This is a genomic window from Telmatobacter sp. DSM 110680, assembly GCF_039994875.1.
Lineage (GTDB): Bacteria > Acidobacteriota > Terriglobia > Terriglobales > Acidobacteriaceae > Telmatobacter.
Genome location: NZ_CP121196.1, coordinates 3,366,035 through 3,385,474, shown reverse-complemented (window position 1 = coordinate 3,385,474; position 19,440 = coordinate 3,366,035). Strand labels below are relative to the sequence as shown.

11 protein-coding genes are annotated in these 19,440 nt (G+C 58.3%); 4 read left to right on the top strand and 7 right to left on the bottom strand.

Annotated features, from left to right (window positions below; genetic code table 11):
* Positions 1 to 70: 70 nt before the first annotated feature.
* Positions 71 to 3,922, top strand: a complete 3,852-nt coding sequence (gene smc / locus P8935_RS13960; protein WP_348260910.1) for a chromosome segregation protein SMC — start codon at positions 71 to 73, stop codon at positions 3,920 to 3,922.
* 32 nt (positions 3,923 to 3,954) lie between these two features.
* Here smc and P8935_RS13955 read toward each other — a convergent pair whose 3' ends face one another.
* Both P8935_RS13955 and P8935_RS13950 read right to left on the bottom strand, forming a co-directional pair.
* The gene (locus tag P8935_RS13955; RefSeq protein WP_348260909.1) at positions 3,955 to 6,684 is read right to left on the bottom strand and encodes an ABC transporter permease; all 2,730 of its coding nucleotides are present in this window, start codon (positions 6,682 to 6,684) and stop codon (positions 3,955 to 3,957) included.
* Positions 6,685 to 6,708: 24 nt separating this feature from the next.
* Positions 6,709 to 7,038, bottom strand: coding sequence for a PadR family transcriptional regulator (locus P8935_RS13950; protein WP_348260908.1), 330 nt, complete (start codon positions 7,036 to 7,038; stop codon positions 6,709 to 6,711).
* A 178-nt stretch (positions 7,039 to 7,216) separates the two neighbouring features.
* On the opposite strand from P8935_RS13950, the gene solA reads away from it, so the two are divergent.
* From solA to P8935_RS13935, 3 genes are all read left to right on the top strand, one after another.
* Complete coding sequence (solA, locus tag P8935_RS13945) at positions 7,217 to 8,359, top strand: N-methyl-L-tryptophan oxidase (RefSeq protein WP_348260907.1); 1,143 nt, start codon at positions 7,217 to 7,219, stop codon at positions 8,357 to 8,359.
* Positions 8,360 to 8,668: 309 nt separating this feature from the next.
* Positions 8,669 to 13,264, top strand: coding sequence for a glutamate synthase large subunit (gene gltB, locus P8935_RS13940; protein ID WP_348260906.1), 4,596 nt, complete (start codon positions 8,669 to 8,671; stop codon positions 13,262 to 13,264).
* Positions 13,257 to 14,702 carry a glutamate synthase subunit beta gene (locus tag P8935_RS13935; RefSeq protein WP_348260905.1) on the top strand — a complete coding sequence of 482 codons (1,446 nt, stop codon included), beginning with the start codon at positions 13,257 to 13,259 and terminating at the stop codon, positions 14,700 to 14,702. Before gltB ends, P8935_RS13935 begins: the two co-directional genes overlap by 8 nt.
* 57 nt (positions 14,703 to 14,759) lie before the next feature.
* Here the strand turns inward: P8935_RS13935 and P8935_RS13930 are convergent, their stop codons facing one another.
* From P8935_RS13930 to P8935_RS13910, 5 genes are all read right to left on the bottom strand, one after another.
* Positions 14,760 to 15,314: a VTT domain-containing protein gene (locus P8935_RS13930; RefSeq protein WP_348260904.1), complete on the bottom strand. Its 555-nt coding sequence runs from the start codon at positions 15,312 to 15,314 to the stop codon at positions 14,760 to 14,762.
* A gap of 137 nt (positions 15,315 to 15,451) precedes the next feature.
* The gene (locus P8935_RS13925; RefSeq protein ID WP_348260903.1) at positions 15,452 to 17,251 is read right to left on the bottom strand and encodes a glycoside hydrolase family 15 protein; all 1,800 of its coding nucleotides are present in this window, start codon (positions 17,249 to 17,251) and stop codon (positions 15,452 to 15,454) included.
* 6 nt (positions 17,252 to 17,257) lie between these two features.
* The gene (locus P8935_RS13920) at positions 17,258 to 18,028 is read right to left on the bottom strand and encodes a glucose 1-dehydrogenase (protein ID WP_348260902.1); all 771 of its coding nucleotides are present in this window, start codon (positions 18,026 to 18,028) and stop codon (positions 17,258 to 17,260) included.
* A 148-nt stretch (positions 18,029 to 18,176) separates the two neighbouring features.
* Positions 18,177 to 18,515, bottom strand: a complete 339-nt coding sequence (locus P8935_RS13915) for a DUF1634 domain-containing protein (RefSeq protein WP_348260901.1) — start codon at positions 18,513 to 18,515, stop codon at positions 18,177 to 18,179.
* Positions 18,516 to 18,577: 62 nt separating this feature from the next.
* Positions 18,578 to 19,420 (bottom strand): sulfite exporter TauE/SafE family protein, encoded by an 843-nt coding sequence (locus tag P8935_RS13910; protein WP_348260900.1) that lies wholly within the window; start codon positions 19,418 to 19,420, stop codon positions 18,578 to 18,580.
* Positions 19,421 to 19,440: the final 20 nt, after the last annotated feature.

Below are 19,440 nucleotides of genomic sequence, written 5' to 3'. Positions count from 1 at the left end.
GCGGGGTTTCCTGGTCCTCCGGTTCCGACTTCACGCGAAATCGTTCGTATCCCGTTGACCCGGAGTGAGCATGCTGAAACTGAAAAAAATCCACATCCTCGGATTCAAGAGCTTTTGCGACCGTACCGAACTGACGGTGCCGGGAACCGGTATTGCGGTGGTGGTGGGGCCAAACGGGTGCGGCAAGTCGAACATTTTGGATGGTGTGAGTTGGGTGCTGGGCGAGCAGAGCGCGAAGAGCCTGCGCGGCGGCAGCATGGCAGACGTGATTTTTGCGGGAACGCGGGAACGCAAGCCGCTAGGGATGGCCGAGGTGACCATTACGATGGTCGATCCCGAGGCTTATGAGGGGCCCATTCCGGTAGAGCCGGATGTGGTGGTGGATCACGACGGGCCGGCGGACTGGGACGAGGACGCACTCAGGAAACAGAAGGCTGCCGAGGCGGAAGAGATTATTGCTTCGGAGCAGCCCGGGCAGGTTCTGGAAGACGATGAGGTTCCGGCCGAAGTTGGAAGTCAGAAGCAGGCTCCGGAAGCGGAAGGCGGGATCCAGGCGAGCACGGGCGGGCCACAACCGGTGATGCTGAAGATTCGCCGCAGGAAGTTCAACCGGACTCCGCAAAAGGGCGAGGTTGTGATCACGCGGCGACTGTTCCGGACGGGCGAGAGCGAATATCTGCTGAACGGGAAGCTGTGCCGGCTGCGTGATATCCAGGACATCTTTATGGGAACGGGCCTGGGCCCGGAGAGCTACGCGATTATTGGGCAGGAGCGGATTGGGCAGTTGCTGAGTTCGAAGCCGCACGACCGTCGCGCAATTATCGAAGAGGCGGCGGGGATTACGCGCTTCAAGACGAAGAAGCGGCTGGCTGAACTGCGGCTGGAGAGTTCGAAGCAGAACCTGGCGCGCGTCGACGACATCTTCGAGGAAGTAACGCGGCAGATGAACAGCCTGAAGCGGCAGGCTTCAAAGGCTGAACGGTTTGCACAGGTTCGCGATGAATTGCGCGGACGTTTGCGCGTAGTTCTGGCGAGCCGTATGACGCTGATGGATGCGGAGCAGACGCGCCTGGAGCAGGAGATCGCCGCATTTGGAGAAAAGATTACGAGCGGCGCGGCCGAGATCGGGTCGATGGAGGCAAGCCAGCACTCGCTAACGGAGCGCGGGTATGGGCTGGATCGCGAAGGGCAGGATGCGCAGAACCGGGCCAACTCGGCTGCGGTGGAGTTGGAACGGGCCGCGGCGCGAGAGCGGAGCAATGCAGAGCGCGTGACAGAGCTTGAAGCGCGACTAGCGGCGGCGGCGGGTGAGTTGGAGCAGACCAGGACGCAACTGGGCGGGATTGCCGAAGAGCGCCAGCAGCAAAAGGCGTTTCTGGAGACGGCTGCGGGCGAGGCACGAGCGTTCCACGAGAAGGTAGAAGCGCGGCAGCACGAGGCGCGTTCGGCGGCCGACGAAGTATTCAACGCGGAGCGGAAGCTGGAAGCCGATCGCAGGCATGCAATGCATCTGCTGACGCTGGCGGGCAATGCGCGGAACAGCACGGCGCAGGCGGAAGAGAGTTTGGCGGCGCTGGAGCGCGAGGCCGAACGGCTGAATGCCGAGATGAGTCAGGCCCGCAACGAGCAGGAGAGTCTGGGCGTTCAGAGCGGACAGGCGCGACTGCGGTTTGAGTCAGCCGGGGAGACGCTGAGGCGGCTTGAGAGCGAGATTGCTGAGTTGCGCGAGCAGTTACAGGCACGGCGCTCGGATGAAGGCTCGGTGAGGACGCGAGCGAATCAATTGCGCAGCGAACAGGCCACTGCGGTGGGACGCAAAGAATCGCTTGAATCCCTGATTCGCGATCACAGCTATTCCACCGAAACTGTCCGGCGGCTGCTGAAGCCCGGTGCGCTGCAGAACGGTTCTACGCCGGTGGGGACGCTTGCCGACTTTATTGAGGTGAGCGGCGAACACGAAGGTGTCGTCGACGAGTTTCTGCGCGATGAACTGAATTATGTCGTCGTCAAGAGTTGGCATGCGGCTGAAGAAGGTGTGCGTGTTCTGAAGTCGGGCGTGGATGGACGGGCGACTTTTCTCATCCACGATTCGGCGCAGGCAGGCTTGTTTAACGAAGCCGAGGACAACATCTCAAGGCCCGGCGTGACTCCGTTGAAGGACGCGGTTCGGGTTCTGAACGGATTCGGACGCTCGCTCGAAACAATTCTTCCGAAATTGCGTGACGGCTATCTTGTGGAGACGGCGGCGCTGGCGCAGAGCCTTGCTAATGAACACAGCCATGCGTACTTCCTTACACCGGGTGGTGAGTGCTTCCATAACGCGACGGTGACGGGTGGCAAGCCGGCAAGTGCAGGTCCGCTGGTGTTGAAGCGCGAACTGCGCGAGACGGAGATGCGGCTGGGACTGCTGGAACGCGATCTTGGACTGGCAGAAATCGAAGCCGCAACACTTACTCGACAGATTGAAGAGTTGACAGCAACGCTTGAGATGCGGAGTGAAGAGCGTCGGCAGGCTGAGCGGGATGCGGCAGATCAGGGTGCGGCGCTGAAGCAGATGGAGAACGAGGCGCAGCGCATCGAGCGTCGGTTGCAGGAATGGATTCTGCAGGCGGAGCGGAACAAGGAAGCGCGCGAAGCCAAGCACGGAGTGATCGAGCAGAAGCGCGAAGAAGCGGTGAGGCTGGAAGCGGAACGTGCAACTGCCGAGGCTACTCTCGAAGAGCAGCAGAACAAGCTGGCAGCCATGCGGCAGACTCGCGAGACGCTGCAGCACGAGGCGGCAAAGCTGACGGCTGAATTGGCGGGTCTCGAAGAGCGGAGGCGCGGCGCAGAGGCGGCTTTCCAGCGCATTGATCGTCTGCATGCAGATCTGGAGCGACGGGTGCTGGCGATTGAGCAGCAGCGTGCCGCGGCAGAGGCCGAACGCGAGCAGCGCATAAGGGAAAGCGCAGAGCTGGCGCAACGCGAATTGGAATTGACGACGCTGAAGGCCGAGGCACTGGCGCTGGCAGAGTCGATCGCGGCGCAAGCGCTGGAACTGCGGCATCAATTGGCAACGATCGAGACGGATCTGAAGACCGCACGTGCAGCGCTGGACCAGTTGCGCGACGATCGCAGCGGGCGTGCGAGCCAAGCGGCGAAGTTGAGATCGGACCTGGAGCATCTTGAAGCGAGTTGCCTAGCGGAAGTGAATGCCGAGGCAGCGGTGTTACGCGCGGATGCGGAGATCGTGCGCATTGCGGATGAAATGCTGGCGGTCGAGGAAGAGACTTGCCGGACGCTGCGCCAGAAGATTGAGCAGATGGGCCCGGTGAACATGATGGCGCTGGAGGAGTACAAAGAAACCGCGGAACGGCACAGCTTCCTTGAGACGCAGCGCACGGATTTGATGGAGTCGATTGAGAATACGCAGGCTACGATCAAGGAAATCGATCAGCTTTCGCGGGAGAAGTTTGACGAAGCGTTTGCGCGCATCAACGAAAACTTCGGACACGTATTCACGCGGCTCTTCCATGGTGGGCAGGCGTTCCTGCGGCTGACGGATGCGGAGAACCAGGCAGAGAGCGGGTTGGAAATTGTAGCGTCACCTCCGGGCAAGAAACTGCAGAACGTGCTGCTGCTCTCAGGCGGCGAAAAGGCTCTCACGGCCATTTCGCTGTTGGTGGGTATCTTCCAGTTCCAGCCGAGCCCGTTCTGTGTGCTGGACGAAGTGGATGCTGCGCTGGACGAAACGAACGTAGGACGGCTGGCCGACCTGTTGCACACGCTGAGCAAGGAAACCCAGTTCCTGCTGGTGACACACTCGAAGCGCATGATGCATGCCGCGGACATGATCTATGGCGTGACAATGCAGGAGCCGGGCGTGTCCAAGGTTGTGAGCGTTAAGCTGAGCGGACAGGAGCCACAGCGGGCTACGGCTTAGTGATCTTGGGATAAAACTAACTGCATCGCGGTCTAGTCTGTTCGCAACGCGCGTGCGGGATCGACCGTTGCTGCGCGGCGGGCGGGTATGAAGCCTGCGAGCGCTGCCACCAGACAGATCGTCAAGATCCCTGCTCCGTAAACAGCGGGGTCGGCGACGGATACGCCGAAGAGCTGACTGCGCACCATTCGAGCAGCCAGTATCGCGAGTGGGATTGTGGCTGCGACTGCTCCGCCGGTCAGCACGAGTGTCTCACGCAGAATCAGCTTCACGACCGCGTGGCGCTGAGCACCGAGGGCCATGCGAATTCCAATCTCACGCGTCCTCTGCGCGGTTGAATAGGCAAGGATTCCATATAGCCCAATGCCGGCCAGCAAGGTTGCCAACATACCGAAGGCCGTGGCCAGCATGGAGATTGCGCGTTCAGCGAGCAAGGTTGCATCGATCTCCTGCGCCATCGTGCGCTGGTTGCCCACGATCAGCCGTGTATCTATGCCGGCGATTGCCGCACGCACACTCGTTATGGCCGAATCCGGCGGCTGCCAGGTACGGACGTAAAACGTCAGGCCAGTCTCGCGTGTCGCCTGCGCAAAGAGCGTGTAGCAGGTCGCGATGGCCGGGTCTCGCACACTGGCGTGTTTTACATCGGCCACGACTCCAACGATGGTTGCGTCGGTGTCTACTTTGTTGGGCCGACGCACGATGTTGCCGAGCGCCCGCTGTGGTTCTACAAAGTAGTGCTTTGCAAAGCTCTCATTCACAATAGCCACTCGCTGCGATGTCGCTGTATCGGCGGCATTGAAATAGCGGCCCGCACTCAGGGGTACGCCCAGGGTTTGCAAATAACTTGTGCTCACCCAAGGAAGCTCGACAGAGAATTCTTCATCCGGTTTTCCTGCATATCCGACGGGAAGCATCTCGCCCTGTACGTCGTCACCGGCGAGGTCCTGGTCGTTCGTCGCTCCAACCGCATGGACACCGGGTAGCGCGGCAATCGCGTCCAGTGCTCGCTCCTCTACGGACGCAACAGGCTTGCCGCTATATCCAGCAAGGAGCGGATCCAGGTCGAACACGAGCAGGTGATCAGTCGGAAACCCGGTCTCGGCATGGCGCAGATTGTGGATTGTCCGCACAAACATGCCTGCGGCCAGCATCAGTAACAGGCTGAAGCCAATCTGCAGCGCTACACAGGTACGCCGGAATCTGAGGGATCCGCCCGCACTTGTTCCTGTTCGCTGCTGCATGAATTCTGCCAGTCGTGGATTTCTGAACTGCATCGCCGGCGCCAGGCTGAACAGCAGGCTTACCGCGACGGTCACACCGAGCGAGAAACCAAGGACATGCCAGTTGAGTATCGACGAAAACGGCACTCCGCCCTGCGCATTGGCTGAGATCCAATGGATCAGCAGCCGCTGTATTTGTGGAGCCAACGCGAGTCCTGCTGCGGCGCCCACGAAGCCGAGCAGCATGCCCTCTGATAGCAGTTGGCGCAGCACTTGCCGATTGGTCGCACCCAGCGCATAACGGACGGAAATCTCTCGCGCGCGAGCTGCCGCACGCACCAGCAGCAGGCTCGCGACATTCACGACGGCCATGCCCATCACCAGCATCACCATGGCAAGAATGATCGTGAGCGGGGTCTCCAAACTGTCGCGCATCGGACTGAATCCTTTTGCTCCCGCGGTGACATTGAGGTGCGCGTTGGAGATGAATCCCTGTTTCGCATGCGCGGACTGGTCGCCCAGCTGCGTGAATTCTGCAGCGCGGAGCGACGTGAATAACATGTTCAATGACGCCTCTGCCTGCGCACGCGTGCCCCCGGGTTTGAGGCGTCCGATGAGATCAATCCAATAGGACCCGTGGTCCTTCAGATAAGGCCATTCCGGCGTTAGCACCTGTTCCATTGAAAGCGGCACGAACACAGCGGGCATCTGTCCCCAGACCATACTGTGGAAACCCGGATCGGCGACGCCAGCGATTGCGAATGGTGTTCCATTCACCAGCAGAGTTTTGCCGGCAACCGGAGCTCCCGCCAGATGCGTTCTCCAGTAGTCGAAGCTCAATACCACAACGGGATTCGCGCCCGGCGCGGTCTCATCTCCAGCTACAAACAGACGGCCGACTGCCGGACGAACGCCGAGCGTCTCGAAATAATTTCCGCTCACGAGTTCCGCCTGAACAGACTCCGCGTGATTGTTCCACGTCACGCCCAGGGTGAGTTGGGATTCCGCTATCAATCCGCTCAGCGCAGTGTTCTGGTCGCGGAGATCGCGATACATCGGATATGAGAATTCGTGATGGTGCCCGGGCGTGTTGCCGCCCACGGAATGCAGATGGCCCGGCTGCGCTCCAGCAAAGTCCAGCACCACAAGCTCCTCTGGATGCGCCGCCGGAAGTTTCTGCATCAACGTCTGATCGATCAGGCTGAAGATGGTTGCATTTGCTCCAATCGCCAGGGCGAGCGTGAGCACGGCCATGACGGTGAAGCCGGGATTTCTCCATAACCCGCGTATTCCGTAACGCAGGTCTCTCACCAAGGATTCAATGTAGAACGACGGTCGTTCCTGACGGCATGATTCGCGCGCACGCTCTCTGCTGCCGAACGAGACCATTGCGCGCCGCCTCGCCTCGGCGTACTCCATACCGGCGGCAAGGTTTGCTTCTACCTCGCGCTCGAGGTGAAACTGTAACTCCTCGTCTACTTCGGCGCGCTTTTTGCCGGCGAAGAAGAAACGGATTCGTGACCAGCTTTCACGCAACATAGATTCCCCACCACACCTAATGGGCTATGCGCCCTGCAGCACGAGATTGACGGCGCCTGTGAGCCGATCCCAGTTCTCCAATTCAGCGTCGAGCTGCCTGCGCCCCGCGGTTGTGAGCGTGTAGAATCGCGCACGGCGATTGTTCTCAGAGGCGCCCCAGGTTGCGCGAATCCAACCTCTATATTCCAGGCGGTGCAGAGCGGGATACAGAGATCCCTGACCGATCTGCAAAACGTTGTTCGACATGAGCTGAATTTTCTGCGCGATCGCCCAGCCATGTTCCTGTCCCGGGGCAAGCGTCTTCAAGATAAGCATGTCGAGCGTTCCCTGTAATAAGTCAGTGGATGGCGCCATGTTCCCCTCGACGTTCGACAACAGAATGACGCGTCTCTTGTCGGATGTCAAGGGGAGATATTTATGGAGGTGGGTTGATCGTTGAGTGCGGACAATTCATAAGATTCCCTGACGCAGATAGGCTATGATCGCAAGCACAAAACGGATACTAGAACGAGAATTAAAGGATTGAACTGCAATGTCTCGTGACGTTATCGTTCTTGGCCTAGGCGCGATGGGAAGCGCGGCTGCGCTACATCTTGCGGAGCGCGGGAAGCGCGTTCTGGGCATCGAGCAGTTCTCGGCGGCACACGATCAGGGGTCATCGCATGGCGGATCGCGGATGATCCGGCAGGCTTACTTTGAAAGTCCGCATTACATTCCGCTGGTGCTGCGCGCTTACGAGTTGTGGCGAAAGCTGGAGCGAGATTCGGGCAAGCGTCTGCTGCATATCACTGGCGGATTGAACATTGGTTCGCGTGACGGTGAATTGGTGAGGCGCACCATCGCGGCCGCAGAACAGCACGCAATTCCATTTGAGGTTGTGGAAGGGAGCGCGATCAGCAGGCGCTTCCCTGTTGTTGCTCCGCTGACTGGCGATGCGGCGGTCCACGAGACAAACGCCGGTTATCTTCTTCCCGAGGAATGCATCCGTGCGCATCTTGCACTTGCATCGCACGCGGGCGCGGAGCTTCTGTTTGAGGAGACGGTTCTGTCGTGGAATGCAGAGGGAGATGGGGTAGAAGTACGCACCAGCAAGGGCACGTACAGCGCGGAACATTTATTGATCACTGCTGGGCCTTGGGCGAACCAGGCGCTGCACGAGATCTTCCCGTTGCGGGTGACACGGCAGGTGATGGCCTGGATTCAGCCGACGACCGGAGTGAGGCCGTTTTTGCCGGAAAGCTTTCCGGTGTTTCTCTGCGAAGATTTGGATGGCGGCTTTCCGGGGTACGGATTCCCGGCGATCGATGGGCCTGCGGGCGGGATCAAGGCAGCGATCCATGGCAGCGATTGGCAATGTTCGCCGGAAAGTGTGGACCGCGAAGTTCATCAAGCCGATGTGAGGAGAATCGTCGAGCAGTTGAGGGTTCGGATGCCGGCACTTGATGGCGAGGTCGTACGCGCGAAGACTTGCATGTACACGATGTCCCCGGACGAGCATTTTGTGATTGGGTTGCATCCGCGATTTTCATCGTGCACAGTGGCGTGCGGATTTTCGGGGCACGGGTTCAAGTTTGCTAGCGTGGTGGGTGAAATTCTTGCGGACCTCGCGACGAAGGGTTCGACTTCGCACCCAATCTCTCTGTTTTCGCCGCAGAGATTTAGTTGTGATCAATGAGGTCTCAAACTTCGTCTTTTTTTCGGCTGCCCGAAATTGTGAAGATCCAGATTAGAAGGCTCCTTAATGCGTTGTGGCCGCTGTGGAAAATCTCGCTCAAACCGGCCCATGCCGTAATTCGGGAGTAACGAAGCCGAAATTCAGATATAGTTATAAGTTCAGCACTATCCCTGTGTGCACGGGCCTGCCACGACAGGCCGATGGTCGATTTATCCCGGCGAATTCCTCTGGGACTCGCCACGCTCATTGTGTCTTTGCCGTTCCTGACAACTGAACTTGCAGACCGACCTTATCCAGCGGAAGGAAGCCATGCAGATATCGGATCAGCGTAACCGTATCCCACAGCCCCAGGGTCTCTACCACTCACGTAATGAACATGATGCGTGCGGTATGGGCCTGGTGGCCAGCATCAAGGGCGAGAAAAGCCACGACATCATTCGCAAGGGTCTTGAGGTGCTCATCAAGCTCACCCATCGGGGAGCCGCAGGGTGTGATCCGGAGACGGGCGATGGCGCCGGCATTCTGATCCAGATCCCTCATGTCTTTTTTGCGCGCGAGTGCGGCGAACTTGGGATTCAGCTTCCCGGCCCGGGCGCTTACGGCGTTGCCATGGTTTTTCTGCCGGTCGACAAACACAGCCGCCTGCAGTGCGAGGGAGTATTCGAGCGCATTGCGGCTGCCGAAGGCCTCAAGGTGCTCGGCTGGCGCGACACGCCAGTGAACGGTGATGCCATCGGCCGCGAAGCCCGCGCTTCTCAGCCTTATATCGAACAGTTCTTCGTTGCACGGCCTGACGGAATGGACGAGGAAGCCTTCGAGCGCGCCCTATATCTTGTCCGTCGCCGCACTGAAAACGAAATGGCGGGTTCGGATATCGAAGGTAAGGACGATTTCTATATCCCGTCCTTTTCCTGTCGCACCATCATCTACAAGGGCCTCATGCTGGCGCCGCAGATTGAGAAGTTCTACTTCGAGTTGGCCAATCCACTCGTTACAAGCGCGCTTTGCCTCGTTCACCAGCGTTTCTCTACGAATACCTTTCCGAGCTGGAAACTTGCGCACCCATATCGCTATGTCGCACACAACGGCGAAATCAATACGGTCCGCGGCAATATTAGCTGGATGAACGCTCGCCAGTCGGTCCTTGACAGTCCACTGCACGGCGACAAGATCAAAGAGCTCTTCCCCGTGATCACGCCCGATGGCAGCGATTCCTGCGCACTCGATAACGCCGTTGAATTTCTCTTCCAATCCGGACGGTCCCTTCCGCATGTGATGGCCATGCTCATCCCCGAAGCCTGGGCTGGCAATCCCGATATGGACGAAGATAAGCGCGCCTTCTACGAGTACCACGCTTCCTTGATGGAGCCGTGGGATGGGCCAGCAGCAATCGCCTTCACCGATGGGCGCATCGTCGGGGCAACCCTCGACCGCAATGGCCTGCGGCCGGGCCGCTACATCGTCACCAAGGATGATCTTGTGGTTCTGGCCTCGGAAGCCGGCGTCCTGGACGTGCCAGCTGAAGACATTCGCAAGAAAGGCCGGCTGCAGCCCGGTCGCATGTTCCTTGTCGACACGGTGCAAAAGCGCATCATCTCTGATACTGAAATCAAGAAGAGCCTGGCCGCGCGGCAACCATACGCCGACTGGCTCAAAGAGCAGCAAGTCTCGCTCGATTCCCTTCCCGAGCCATCGCGCGTTATCGCTTCAAATCCTGAAACGCTGCTGCGGCGCCAGCGCGCGTACGGGTATAGCGAAGAAGATTTGCGGATCGTACTGGGCCCCATGGGTGCGCGCGGCGAGGAGCCCGTTGGATCCATGGGAACCGACACGCCTCTGGCTTGCCTCTCCGATCGTCCGCAGCCACTGTTCAACTACTTCAAGCAGCTCTTTGCGCAGGTCACGAATCCGCCCATCGACCCGATCCGCGAAGAACTTGTAATGTCGCTCATCAGTTACATCGGCACCGAGCGCAACATCCTCGACGAGACGCCGGAGAACTGCCACACTCTGAAGCTGCCGCATCCGATTCTGTCTAACCGAGACTTGGAAAAGCTGCGCCGCGTCTCTTCCGGCGATCTGCTTGCCACAACGCTGCCTGCCCTCTTCCGCGCTGCGGATGGCGAAGTTGGATTGCGTCACTCGCTTGACGACCTGAGCGCCCGCGCTGCGCACGCCGTCGATTCTGGATACACGCTGCTCATCATCTCGGACCGCGGCGTCGATCCGACATATGCTCCCATTCCAAGTCTTCTTGCAATGGCCGCCGTCCATAATCGCCTGGTAAAGGAAAAGACCCGTACCCAGGTTGCTCTTATCATCGAGAGCGGCGAGCCACGCGAGGTCATGCATTTTGCATTGCTCATCGGGTATGGCGCGAGCGCTATCAATCCGTACCTCGCTATCGAGACGCTGCACGATCTCAAGCGTCGCGGTCTTCTGCCGCACAACGTCTCCGCAAATCACGCCGAAAAGAACTTCATCAAGGCAATCAACAAGGGCTTGCTGAAAACCTTCTCGAAGATGGGCATCAGCACGCTGCAAAGCTATCGTGGCGCGCAGGTCTTTGAAGCAATCGGTCTGAACGACAATCTCATTCAGACCTACTTCCCTCGAACCGCGTCGCGCATCGAAGGTGTTGGCCTCGATGTGCTCGCCCGCGAAGCGCAGATGAAGCACTCCTACGCCTTCCAGCCGCTTACAGATTCCGAAACCGAACTCGTAGTCGGCGGTCATTATCAATACCGGGAGGGCGGCGAGTATCACCTGCTAAACCCGGCTACCATCAGCAAACTGCAACATGCGGTTCGCGCCAACAGCGCCAGCACATTCCAGGAGTACACCGACCTTCTTGATCAGCAGAATCGTACACTTTGTACTCTGCGCGGCCTGCTGAAGCTCAAGTATGCCGAAACTCCCATACCGATCGAGGAAGTGGAACCGGCCAAGGAGATCGTCAAGCGTTTCACCACGGGCGCCATGAGCTTCGGCTCCATCAGTGCCGAAGCGCACGAGACACTTGCAATCGCGATGAATCGCCTCGGCGGAATGTCGAACACCGGTGAAGGCGGCGAAGACGAAGCGCGTTTCAAGCCTGACGCTAATGGCGACTCGCGCCGCAGTGCCGTGAAGCAGGTGGCCAGCGGACGCTTCGGCGTCACCACCAACTACCTGGTTAACGCCGACGAACTGCAGATCAAGATGGCACAGGGCGCAAAGCCTGGCGAAGGTGGTCAGCTCCCAGGTCACAAGGTCGACGACGTCATCGCGAGAACACGTCACTCGATCCCCGGCGTGGGCTTGATCTCGCCGCCGCCGCATCACGACATCTACTCCATCGAAGATCTTGCGCAGCTGATTTATGACCTCAAGAACGTCAATCCAAAAGCCCGCATCGCCGTAAAGCTTGTATCGGAGGTCGGTGTCGGCACCGTCGCCGCCGGCGTTTCCAAAGCGCATGCAGACGTTGTGCTCATTTCCGGCGACAACGGTGGGACGGGCGCATCGCCACTCAGTTCCATTAAGCATGCAGGCCTGCCCTGGGAACTCGGCCTGGCCGAAACGCAGCAGGTGTTGCTACTCAACGATCTGCGGAGCCGCATCAAGGTGCAGACCGATGGCAAATTGCAAACTGGCCGCGACGTGGTTATTGCGGCTCTGCTCGGTGCGGAGGAATTCGGTTTTGCTACTACGCCGCTCATCACCATGGGTTGCATCATGATGCGCAAGTGCCACCTGAACACTTGCTCAGTCGGCATTGCGACGCAGGACCCGGTGCTGCGCGCGCGCTTTACCGGTCAGCCCGAGCATGTCGTTAATTTCTTCTTTTTTATCGCTGAGCAAATTCGCGAACACATGGCCAAACTCGGCTTCCGCACCATGGACGAGATGATTGGCCGCGTGGACAAGATCGAGGCCTCATTGGCCGACGCACATTGGAAAGCCAAGGGCGTCGATCTTTCGTCTATCCTCTACGCACCCACGATTCCATCTCGCGTTGCGCGCCGCAAGATGCAGGCGCAGGATCACGGTCTGGATCAGGCCCTCGATCACGCGCTGATCACTAAGGCCGCGCCCGCTCTCGAATCGAAAACTGCGGTGACTGGCAGCTTCGCTATTCGCAACGTTCATCGCACCGTCGGCGGAATGCTGGGCGGCGAGATTGCCCGCCGTTACGGATCTGTCGGACTTCCTGACAACACCATTCACTTCAAATTCGAAGGCTCCGCCGGTCAGAGTTTTGGCGCATTCATTCCTTCAGGCGTCACGCTCGAACTCGAAGGCGACAGCAACGACTATCTCGGCAAGGGCCTATCCGGCGGCCGCATCATTGCTTACCCACCCAAGACTTCGTTCTTCCTTCCCGAAGAAAGCATCCTCGTCGGCAACGTCGTGCTTTACGGCGCCACCAGCGGTGAAGTCTTCCTCAACGGCATCGCCGGCGAGCGCTTTGCAGTTCGTAATTCCGGCGCCACCGCGGTGGTTGAAGGCGTCGGCGATCACGGATGCGAATACATGACAAACGGCACAGTCGTTGTTCTCGGAACTACGGGCCGCAACTTTGCCGCAGGCATGAGCGGCGGCCGGGCTTTTGTGTTTGACGACCAGGGCGACTTCTCAACGCGCCGCTGCAACAAGTCCAGCGTGGATCTAGAGCCACTTGAAACTGATGCTGATGTCGCGGAGGTTCGCGCTCTTCTCGAGCGCCACCGTGATTACACAGGCAGCCCTCGAGCCGCATGGATTCTCGAGCACTGGACCGATGCACAGCCCAAGTTCATCAAGGTCTTTCCGCACGAATACAAACGGGTTCTCGGCGTCGAACGCGTCGATACCATTTACTGTCCGCCAACTACAGCAGTGCCTCAGGTCGAGGCAGCAGCAGCCGAGGTGCAGCATGGGTAAGGTCACAGGTTTCCTCGAAATCGAACGCGAGCAGGCCGCGCGGCGCAACGTCGAAGAACGTGTGCGGGACTGGTTTGAAATCTACCAGCCGTTTCCTGAAGAAAAGCAGCGCGATCAAAGCGCCCGCTGCATGGATTGTGGAGTTCCCTTCTGCCACACTGGCTGCCCGGTCAATAACCTCATCCCCGACTGGAACGACCTCGCCTACAACGGACGCTGGCAAAGCGCGATTCGACGTCTCCACGCTACCAACAACTTTCCTGAATTCACTGGCCGCATCTGCCCCGCGCCTTGCGAAGCCGCTTGTGTGCTCGGAATCGATCAGCCACCTGTCTCTATCAAACTCATCGAGAAGAGCATCGTTGAGCGCGCATGGGATGAAGGCTGGATTCAGCCTGAACCGCCAGAGCACAACACTGGCAAGCGTGTCGCCGTCGTCGGCAGCGGTCCGGCAGGCCTAGCAGCTGCACAACAACTTCGCCGCGCGGGCCATTCCGTCACGGTTTACGAAAAGAACGACCGCATCGGCGGCCTCCTGCGCTACGGCATTCCGAATTTCAAGCTTGAAAAGCACATCCTTGATCGCCGCCTCAAACAGATGCGCGCCGAGGGTGTCACGTTCCTGACAAATGCGCACGTTGGCGGCAATGTTCCAGTCGACGCACTCACCGGGCACTATGATGCGATCCTTCTTGCCGGCGGCGCTGAGCATCCTCGCGACCTCAAGATACCCGGCCGTGAACTCAAGGGCGTCCATTACGCGATGGAATTTCTGCCGCAACAGAATCGGCGATGCGAGGGCGACACGGTCGATCCCAAAATTGCCATCAGTGCCGAAGGCAAGCGCGTGCTCATTATCGGCGGCGGCGACACGGGCGCCGACTGCCTTGGCACCAGCCATCGCCAGGGTGCGAAAAGCGTGCATCAGTTTGAGATCATGCCCAAACCGCCGGACAGCCGCGCCGCTTCAACTCCGTGGCCACTCTGGCCTCTTCAACTACGCACTGAAAGCGCGCACGAAGAAGGCGGCATCCGGGATTGGAGCATTAACAGCGTGAAGTTCACAGGCGACGAGCATGGCAACGTCAAACAGCTTCATGCTGTGCGCGTGGGACCTCCACCGAAGTTTGAAGCAATCGCAGGCTCCGAGTTCACCCTCGATGTCGATCTCGTTCTCCTGGCGATGGGCTTCCTCGGGCCTGTAAAGGGTGGCATGATCGAACAACTTGGAGTTGCGGTCGACCAGCGGGGTAACGTTGCGGCGAACGCCGAGTACATGACCTCCGTCGACGGCATCTTCGCTGCCGGGGATATGCGCCGCGGACAATCCCTCGTGGTTTGGGCCATTTCTGAAGGCCGCAAAGCTGCTGCGGCCGTTGACGCATACCTGGCCACGAAGCAGCCGACAGCGCCCACGCTCAGGCATGCACGAGCATAGTGCGGAAGAACCGAATATGGAATGCCGATTCGTCGGCATTCCATACCACGCAGTTATCTATTTTCCTTTTTTGTTTCCGCGCCGATAATTCCAGATTCCGTACAGTGCTCCTAGCACCAGAAGCGAAATATAGGCGACGAGAATCGGCGTGCTCCAACCCTTCAGATCTTCTTGCCAGAAATTAATTACCTGCCGCCCGTACTTGTAGCCGAGCCACGCCACCGCGCCATAGCGCACTGCGCGCGCTATGCAGTAGGAAATCAGATATCGCCCGCGCGAAAGCCCTAGCGCTCCCGCCGCTAATAGAAACGGCATAAGCGGGACTGGCGGCGGCAGCAGCGATGCCAAGGCCACCGAGAGCATGCCATTCCGCTTGACCCAGCCTTGAACGCGGCGCACAAAGCGGCCCTTTCCTAATCGATCGAGCGCCGCCTCTCCGCCCTTTTTCCCGGCCGCCCATGTCGTATATCCGCCGATCACCGATCCTGCAAACGCGCACGACGCAAATATGATTGGCGACGCAATTGACTGCGATCGAAAAGCAGCCAGCAGTAACAGCACGAGGTCTGTGCTTCCCGGCAGCGGTATCGGAATCACCGAAGAGTCGACCACAGCCAGGGCGAAGACTCCGACCCCTCCAAGATTGATTAACCAGCGAAGAGCATGAGTACGCGTCGGACTCGAAGCCGCATCTAAAATGGAACCGGCGAGCGCCGGTAAGTTTACCGAAATTGGGCCCAACGGACTTTTCAAGCCTGCCCCTGCCTGTGAGCGCGCTCACGCACGCCCTCGCCGTCTTCCAGATCGAAGGCTGCATTGACCAGCGCGATATGCGAAAAGGCTTGCGGAAAATTGCCTACCGAGCGCTGTCCATGGATGTCGTACTCCTCTGAGAGCAGGCCCAAATCGTTGGTCAGCGTCAGCAGATGTTCGAACAACTTGATTGCTTCGTCTTCGCGTCCCACTGCTTTTAGACTGCTGACCATCCAAAAGCTACACGCTAGAAAGACTCCTTCGCCGGGTGGAAGACCGTCCTGCGTTCGCGAGGTGTCGTATCGCAGCACCAATCCATCCGGCATCAGTTCGCGCCGAATCGCCTCAACGGTGCTTTGCACGCGGGGATCAGTCCCGGGCAGAAAACCAACCAGCGGCATCAAAAGCAAGGAAGCATCCAGTTCCTCCGATCCGTACGCCTGCACAAAGCTGTTTTTCTGCGCGTTGAATCCGCGTTTGCAAATCTGCTGATGGAGTGCATCTTTGATTTGAGTCCATCTGTCCGACGGGGCCTTATAGTTCATATTCTTTGCCAGCAGGACCGCACGATCGAAGGCCACCCACGCCATCAGTTTTGAATAAGTAAATTGCTGTGGGCCGCCGCGTGTTTCCCAGATCCCCTCGTCTGGTTCATGCCAGATTGTTTCGAGATGCTTGAGCAACAGAACTAGGACTCGGAAATCATCCTCGGTGTGCCTTCCCATCTTGTGTTGCGCGTGGAAGAACGAGTCGAGCATTTCTCCGTAGATATCCAGCTGCACCTGCATCGATGCGGCGTTGCCTATGCGCACAGGCTTTGAACCTTCGTATCCCGGCAGCCAGTCGACGACCCATTCCTGAAGTTGCCGCTCACCGCGCAGTCCGTACATGATTTGCACCTGATCGGGACTTCCCGCAAGCGCCCGGAGCAGCCAATCCTGCCACGCTGCAGCCTCGTCGTAATATCCTGCATTCGAAAGCGCAAGCAGCGTGAAGGTCGTGTCTCGCAGCCAGCAATAGCGATAGTCCCAGTTCCGAACACCGCCAATACACTCGGGCAACGAAGTAGTTACTGACGCGACCACGCCGCCTGTCGGCATATAGGTCATCGCCTTCAGTGTGATTAGCGATCTCTCCACGATCTCGCGATACTTCCCTTCGTAGGAGAGCCTTCCGGTCCACTCCTGCCAGAAGTTGTCTGTATCTTTGAGCGCCTGCTCATAATCAATTGACGCGGGATCTGGCTCATGAGACGGTCCATAGGTCAGAACGAACGATTCCCGCTTCCCTGCGGTAACGTCAAACTCCGCCAGCGTCTTCAAATTTTCGCCATGCGTCTCAACCGAACTCCGAAGGATAGCCAGGTTCGGGCCTGCAATCGCACGAACACCATCATCTACGCGCGTTACCCACGGCACTGTTCGCCCGTAGTCGAAGCGCAGGCAAAGCTGCATCTGTATCCGCACTTTCCCGCGAATGCCCTCGACGATGCGAACGACGTCAGAGTTTTTGCCGCGCACAGGCATAAAATCCGTAAGGCGAACTGCACCGGCGGCGCATTCAAACATCGTCTCCACAATCAGGGTGTGTTCACGATATTTCCTGCTCGACTTCCACTCGCCTTCACACGGCGCAATCTGCCAATATCCGTTGTCATCTGTGCCCAACAGTTTTGCAAAACATGCCTCGGAGGAAAAAGTCGGCCAGCAGAGCCAATCGATCGAGCCGTTTCTATCGACCAATGCGGCAGTCTGGCAGTCGCCTATCAACGCATAATCTTCAATCTTCGCGGCCATATCGGGCTATTGCTCACGGTAGTTGCGCATAAGACCGCCGTCGATAACAAACGTTGAGCCTGTGACGTAAGACGCGTCATCTGACGCCAGAAATGCTACCAGCCCAGCAACATCTTCCGGAGTGCCGAGCCGGCCAAGCGGGATGTTCTTGAGGAGTGCATCCAGCTTCGGCTTGTCTTCGAGCAGGGATTTGTTGATCGGCGTGGCAATTGCACCGGGCGCTACGTTGTTGATTGTGATTCCGAGCGGTCCCAGTTCAACGGCCAAGTCGCGCATCAGCATGCGAAGGCCACCTTTACTGGTGCAATAGGAAGCAAAACCTGGAAACGCCATATCCTCGTGGACCGAACTTATATTGATGATGCGTCCGGTTTTTTTAGCGTCGCGCAGACGGCGCACAAACGACTGCGTCAAGAAAAACGGACCTCGCAGATTAACCGCCATCACCTGGTCGTACTCTGACTCCGGGGTATCCCAGAAGTCCGACTTCTTCTCCATTCCGGCGTTGTTGACGAGGATGTCTGCGGAACCGAATTGGCTCCAGGCGGTGTCTACCAGGCATTCCACGTCATTAATGCGTGTGATGTCCGCCTGGACAATCTTTCCCTCACCGCCTGATTTCTCAATTGCATCTTCAGTTTCTTTTGCGCCGTCGGGGCTGCCCACATAGTCTACGATCACCTTCGCGCCTTCGCATCCGAGCCGTTTGGCGATTCCCTGCCCAATGCCCGACCCGGCGCCCGTAACAATTGCGACTTTTCCCTCAAAACGCCGCATGGCTCCCTCCCTACACGTAAGAGTCCTACTCTTCTGCTTGGATGCGCGCTGAAGGCTAGATTTTTCTGAGACTTGAAGTTTAGTGAAAATTGAGGAGCGCTAACCCCTCCTCCGCCAAACTGTGAACGGGAATTCGGCGGATGAGCGCTTATTGGGATCGGAGGAAACCGAACAAGAGCACCGCCAGCACGATAGCGCTGACACCGACATACAGCTTGTCGCGCTCAATTCCAAATGCGATCAGTGCAAACACCACCCGAGCCACAGGCGTTGCGATCAGCAGTAATACCGCGAGTTGAATAATGGCCGCCGGATCGCCAGCCGCCACCCCATTGATTACCCCGTCAACGTGGCGAAGCGCCTGCGGCTCGCTGTTGAAGACACGGTAATCTGGAATTGATCCGTGATGGGCTTTGACGTAGAAAAGGCCGCCGATCAACATTACAAACGAGGCCAGCAGCACGCCCACCTGCAGAAGACGACCCATGATGGTTTCCATCATCCGGTCGTCGAATTGCTCTCCGTGACCAGGTTCCGCTGGGTTTGCTCTTAAAACCATTTCGTCACCCCGTTGATGATCATCTCCAGGCCAAGCGCAAGGATGACGATCGTAAATACACTGCGTAACACAGACACATGCGCACGGACCAGGTAGCGCGCGCCGATGAGTGAGCCGCAAAGCACACCCAGCATCACTGGAAACGCGAGGCCAGGCGTGATCAATCCGCGATGAAGATAGATGCCCGCGCTGGCGGCTGCGGTAACACCAATCATGAAGTTGCTGGTTGTCGTCGATACTTTGAACGGCACCTTCATGATGCGATCCATGGCCAGCACTTTTACTGCGCCAGAGCCGATGCCGAGCAATCCAGAGAGCGTACCCGCCACAAACATCAAGCCGAAGCCACCCGGAATATTTTCGACCTCGTACTTGCATCGCGATCCGTCCGCTGCCGGATAATCGCCCGATAGCCTCAACTTATCCGACCACGGACTGCCTTTCTTTAGCTCGGGCACAGGATTGCGAGCCTGTTGCCACGATAGAAATGCAGAGTAGATCAGGACTAGTCCAAATATGATTGCCAGCACCTGAGTATGAACTACGGTCGCTAGAAATGCTCCCAGAATCGCACCGGCAGTTGTTGCGACTTCGAGGAACATTCCGATGCGCACACTTGAATAGCCCTCGCGCACATAGGCAGCCGCAGCGCCTGAGGAAGTCGCGATCACTGAGATCAGCGATACTCCGATTGCATAGCGAATGTCCACATGGAAGCCAAGGGTGAGCAGCGGCACCAGCACTACGCCACCACCAAGTCCTGTAAGCGCACCCAGGAGGCCCGCAAGCAGTGAACCAAGGAAGAGCAGCACGGTAAAGATCAACAAGCTCATAGTGGGAAATCGCTCAATGC

What these genes read in the sequence shown, in the direction of transcription:
- smc (WP_348260910.1), top strand. Translation starts at nt 71, where the DNA reads ATGCTGAAACTGAAAAAAATCCACATCCTCGGATTCAAGAGCTTTTGC.
- P8935_RS13955 (WP_348260909.1), bottom strand. Translation starts at nt 6,684, where the DNA reads ATGTTGCGTGAAAGCTGGTCACGAATCCGTTTCTTCTTCGCCGGCAAA.
- P8935_RS13950 (WP_348260908.1), bottom strand. Translation starts at nt 7,038, where the DNA reads ATGGCGCCATCCACTGACTTATTACAGGGAACGCTCGACATGCTTATC.
- solA (WP_348260907.1), top strand. Translation starts at nt 7,217, where the DNA reads ATGTCTCGTGACGTTATCGTTCTTGGCCTAGGCGCGATGGGAAGCGCG.
- gltB (WP_348260906.1), top strand. Translation starts at nt 8,669, where the DNA reads ATGCAGATATCGGATCAGCGTAACCGTATCCCACAGCCCCAGGGTCTC.
- P8935_RS13935 (WP_348260905.1), top strand. Translation starts at nt 13,257, where the DNA reads ATGGGTAAGGTCACAGGTTTCCTCGAAATCGAACGCGAGCAGGCCGCG.
- P8935_RS13925 (WP_348260903.1), bottom strand. Translation starts at nt 17,251, where the DNA reads ATGGCCGCGAAGATTGAAGATTATGCGTTGATAGGCGACTGCCAGACT.
- P8935_RS13920 (WP_348260902.1), bottom strand. Translation starts at nt 18,028, where the DNA reads ATGCGGCGTTTTGAGGGAAAAGTCGCAATTGTTACGGGCGCCGGGTCG.
- P8935_RS13915 (WP_348260901.1), bottom strand. Translation starts at nt 18,515, where the DNA reads ATGGGTCGTCTTCTGCAGGTGGGCGTGCTGCTGGCCTCGTTTGTAATG.
- P8935_RS13910 (WP_348260900.1), bottom strand. Translation starts at nt 19,420, where the DNA reads ATGAGCTTGTTGATCTTTACCGTGCTGCTCTTCCTTGGTTCACTGCTT.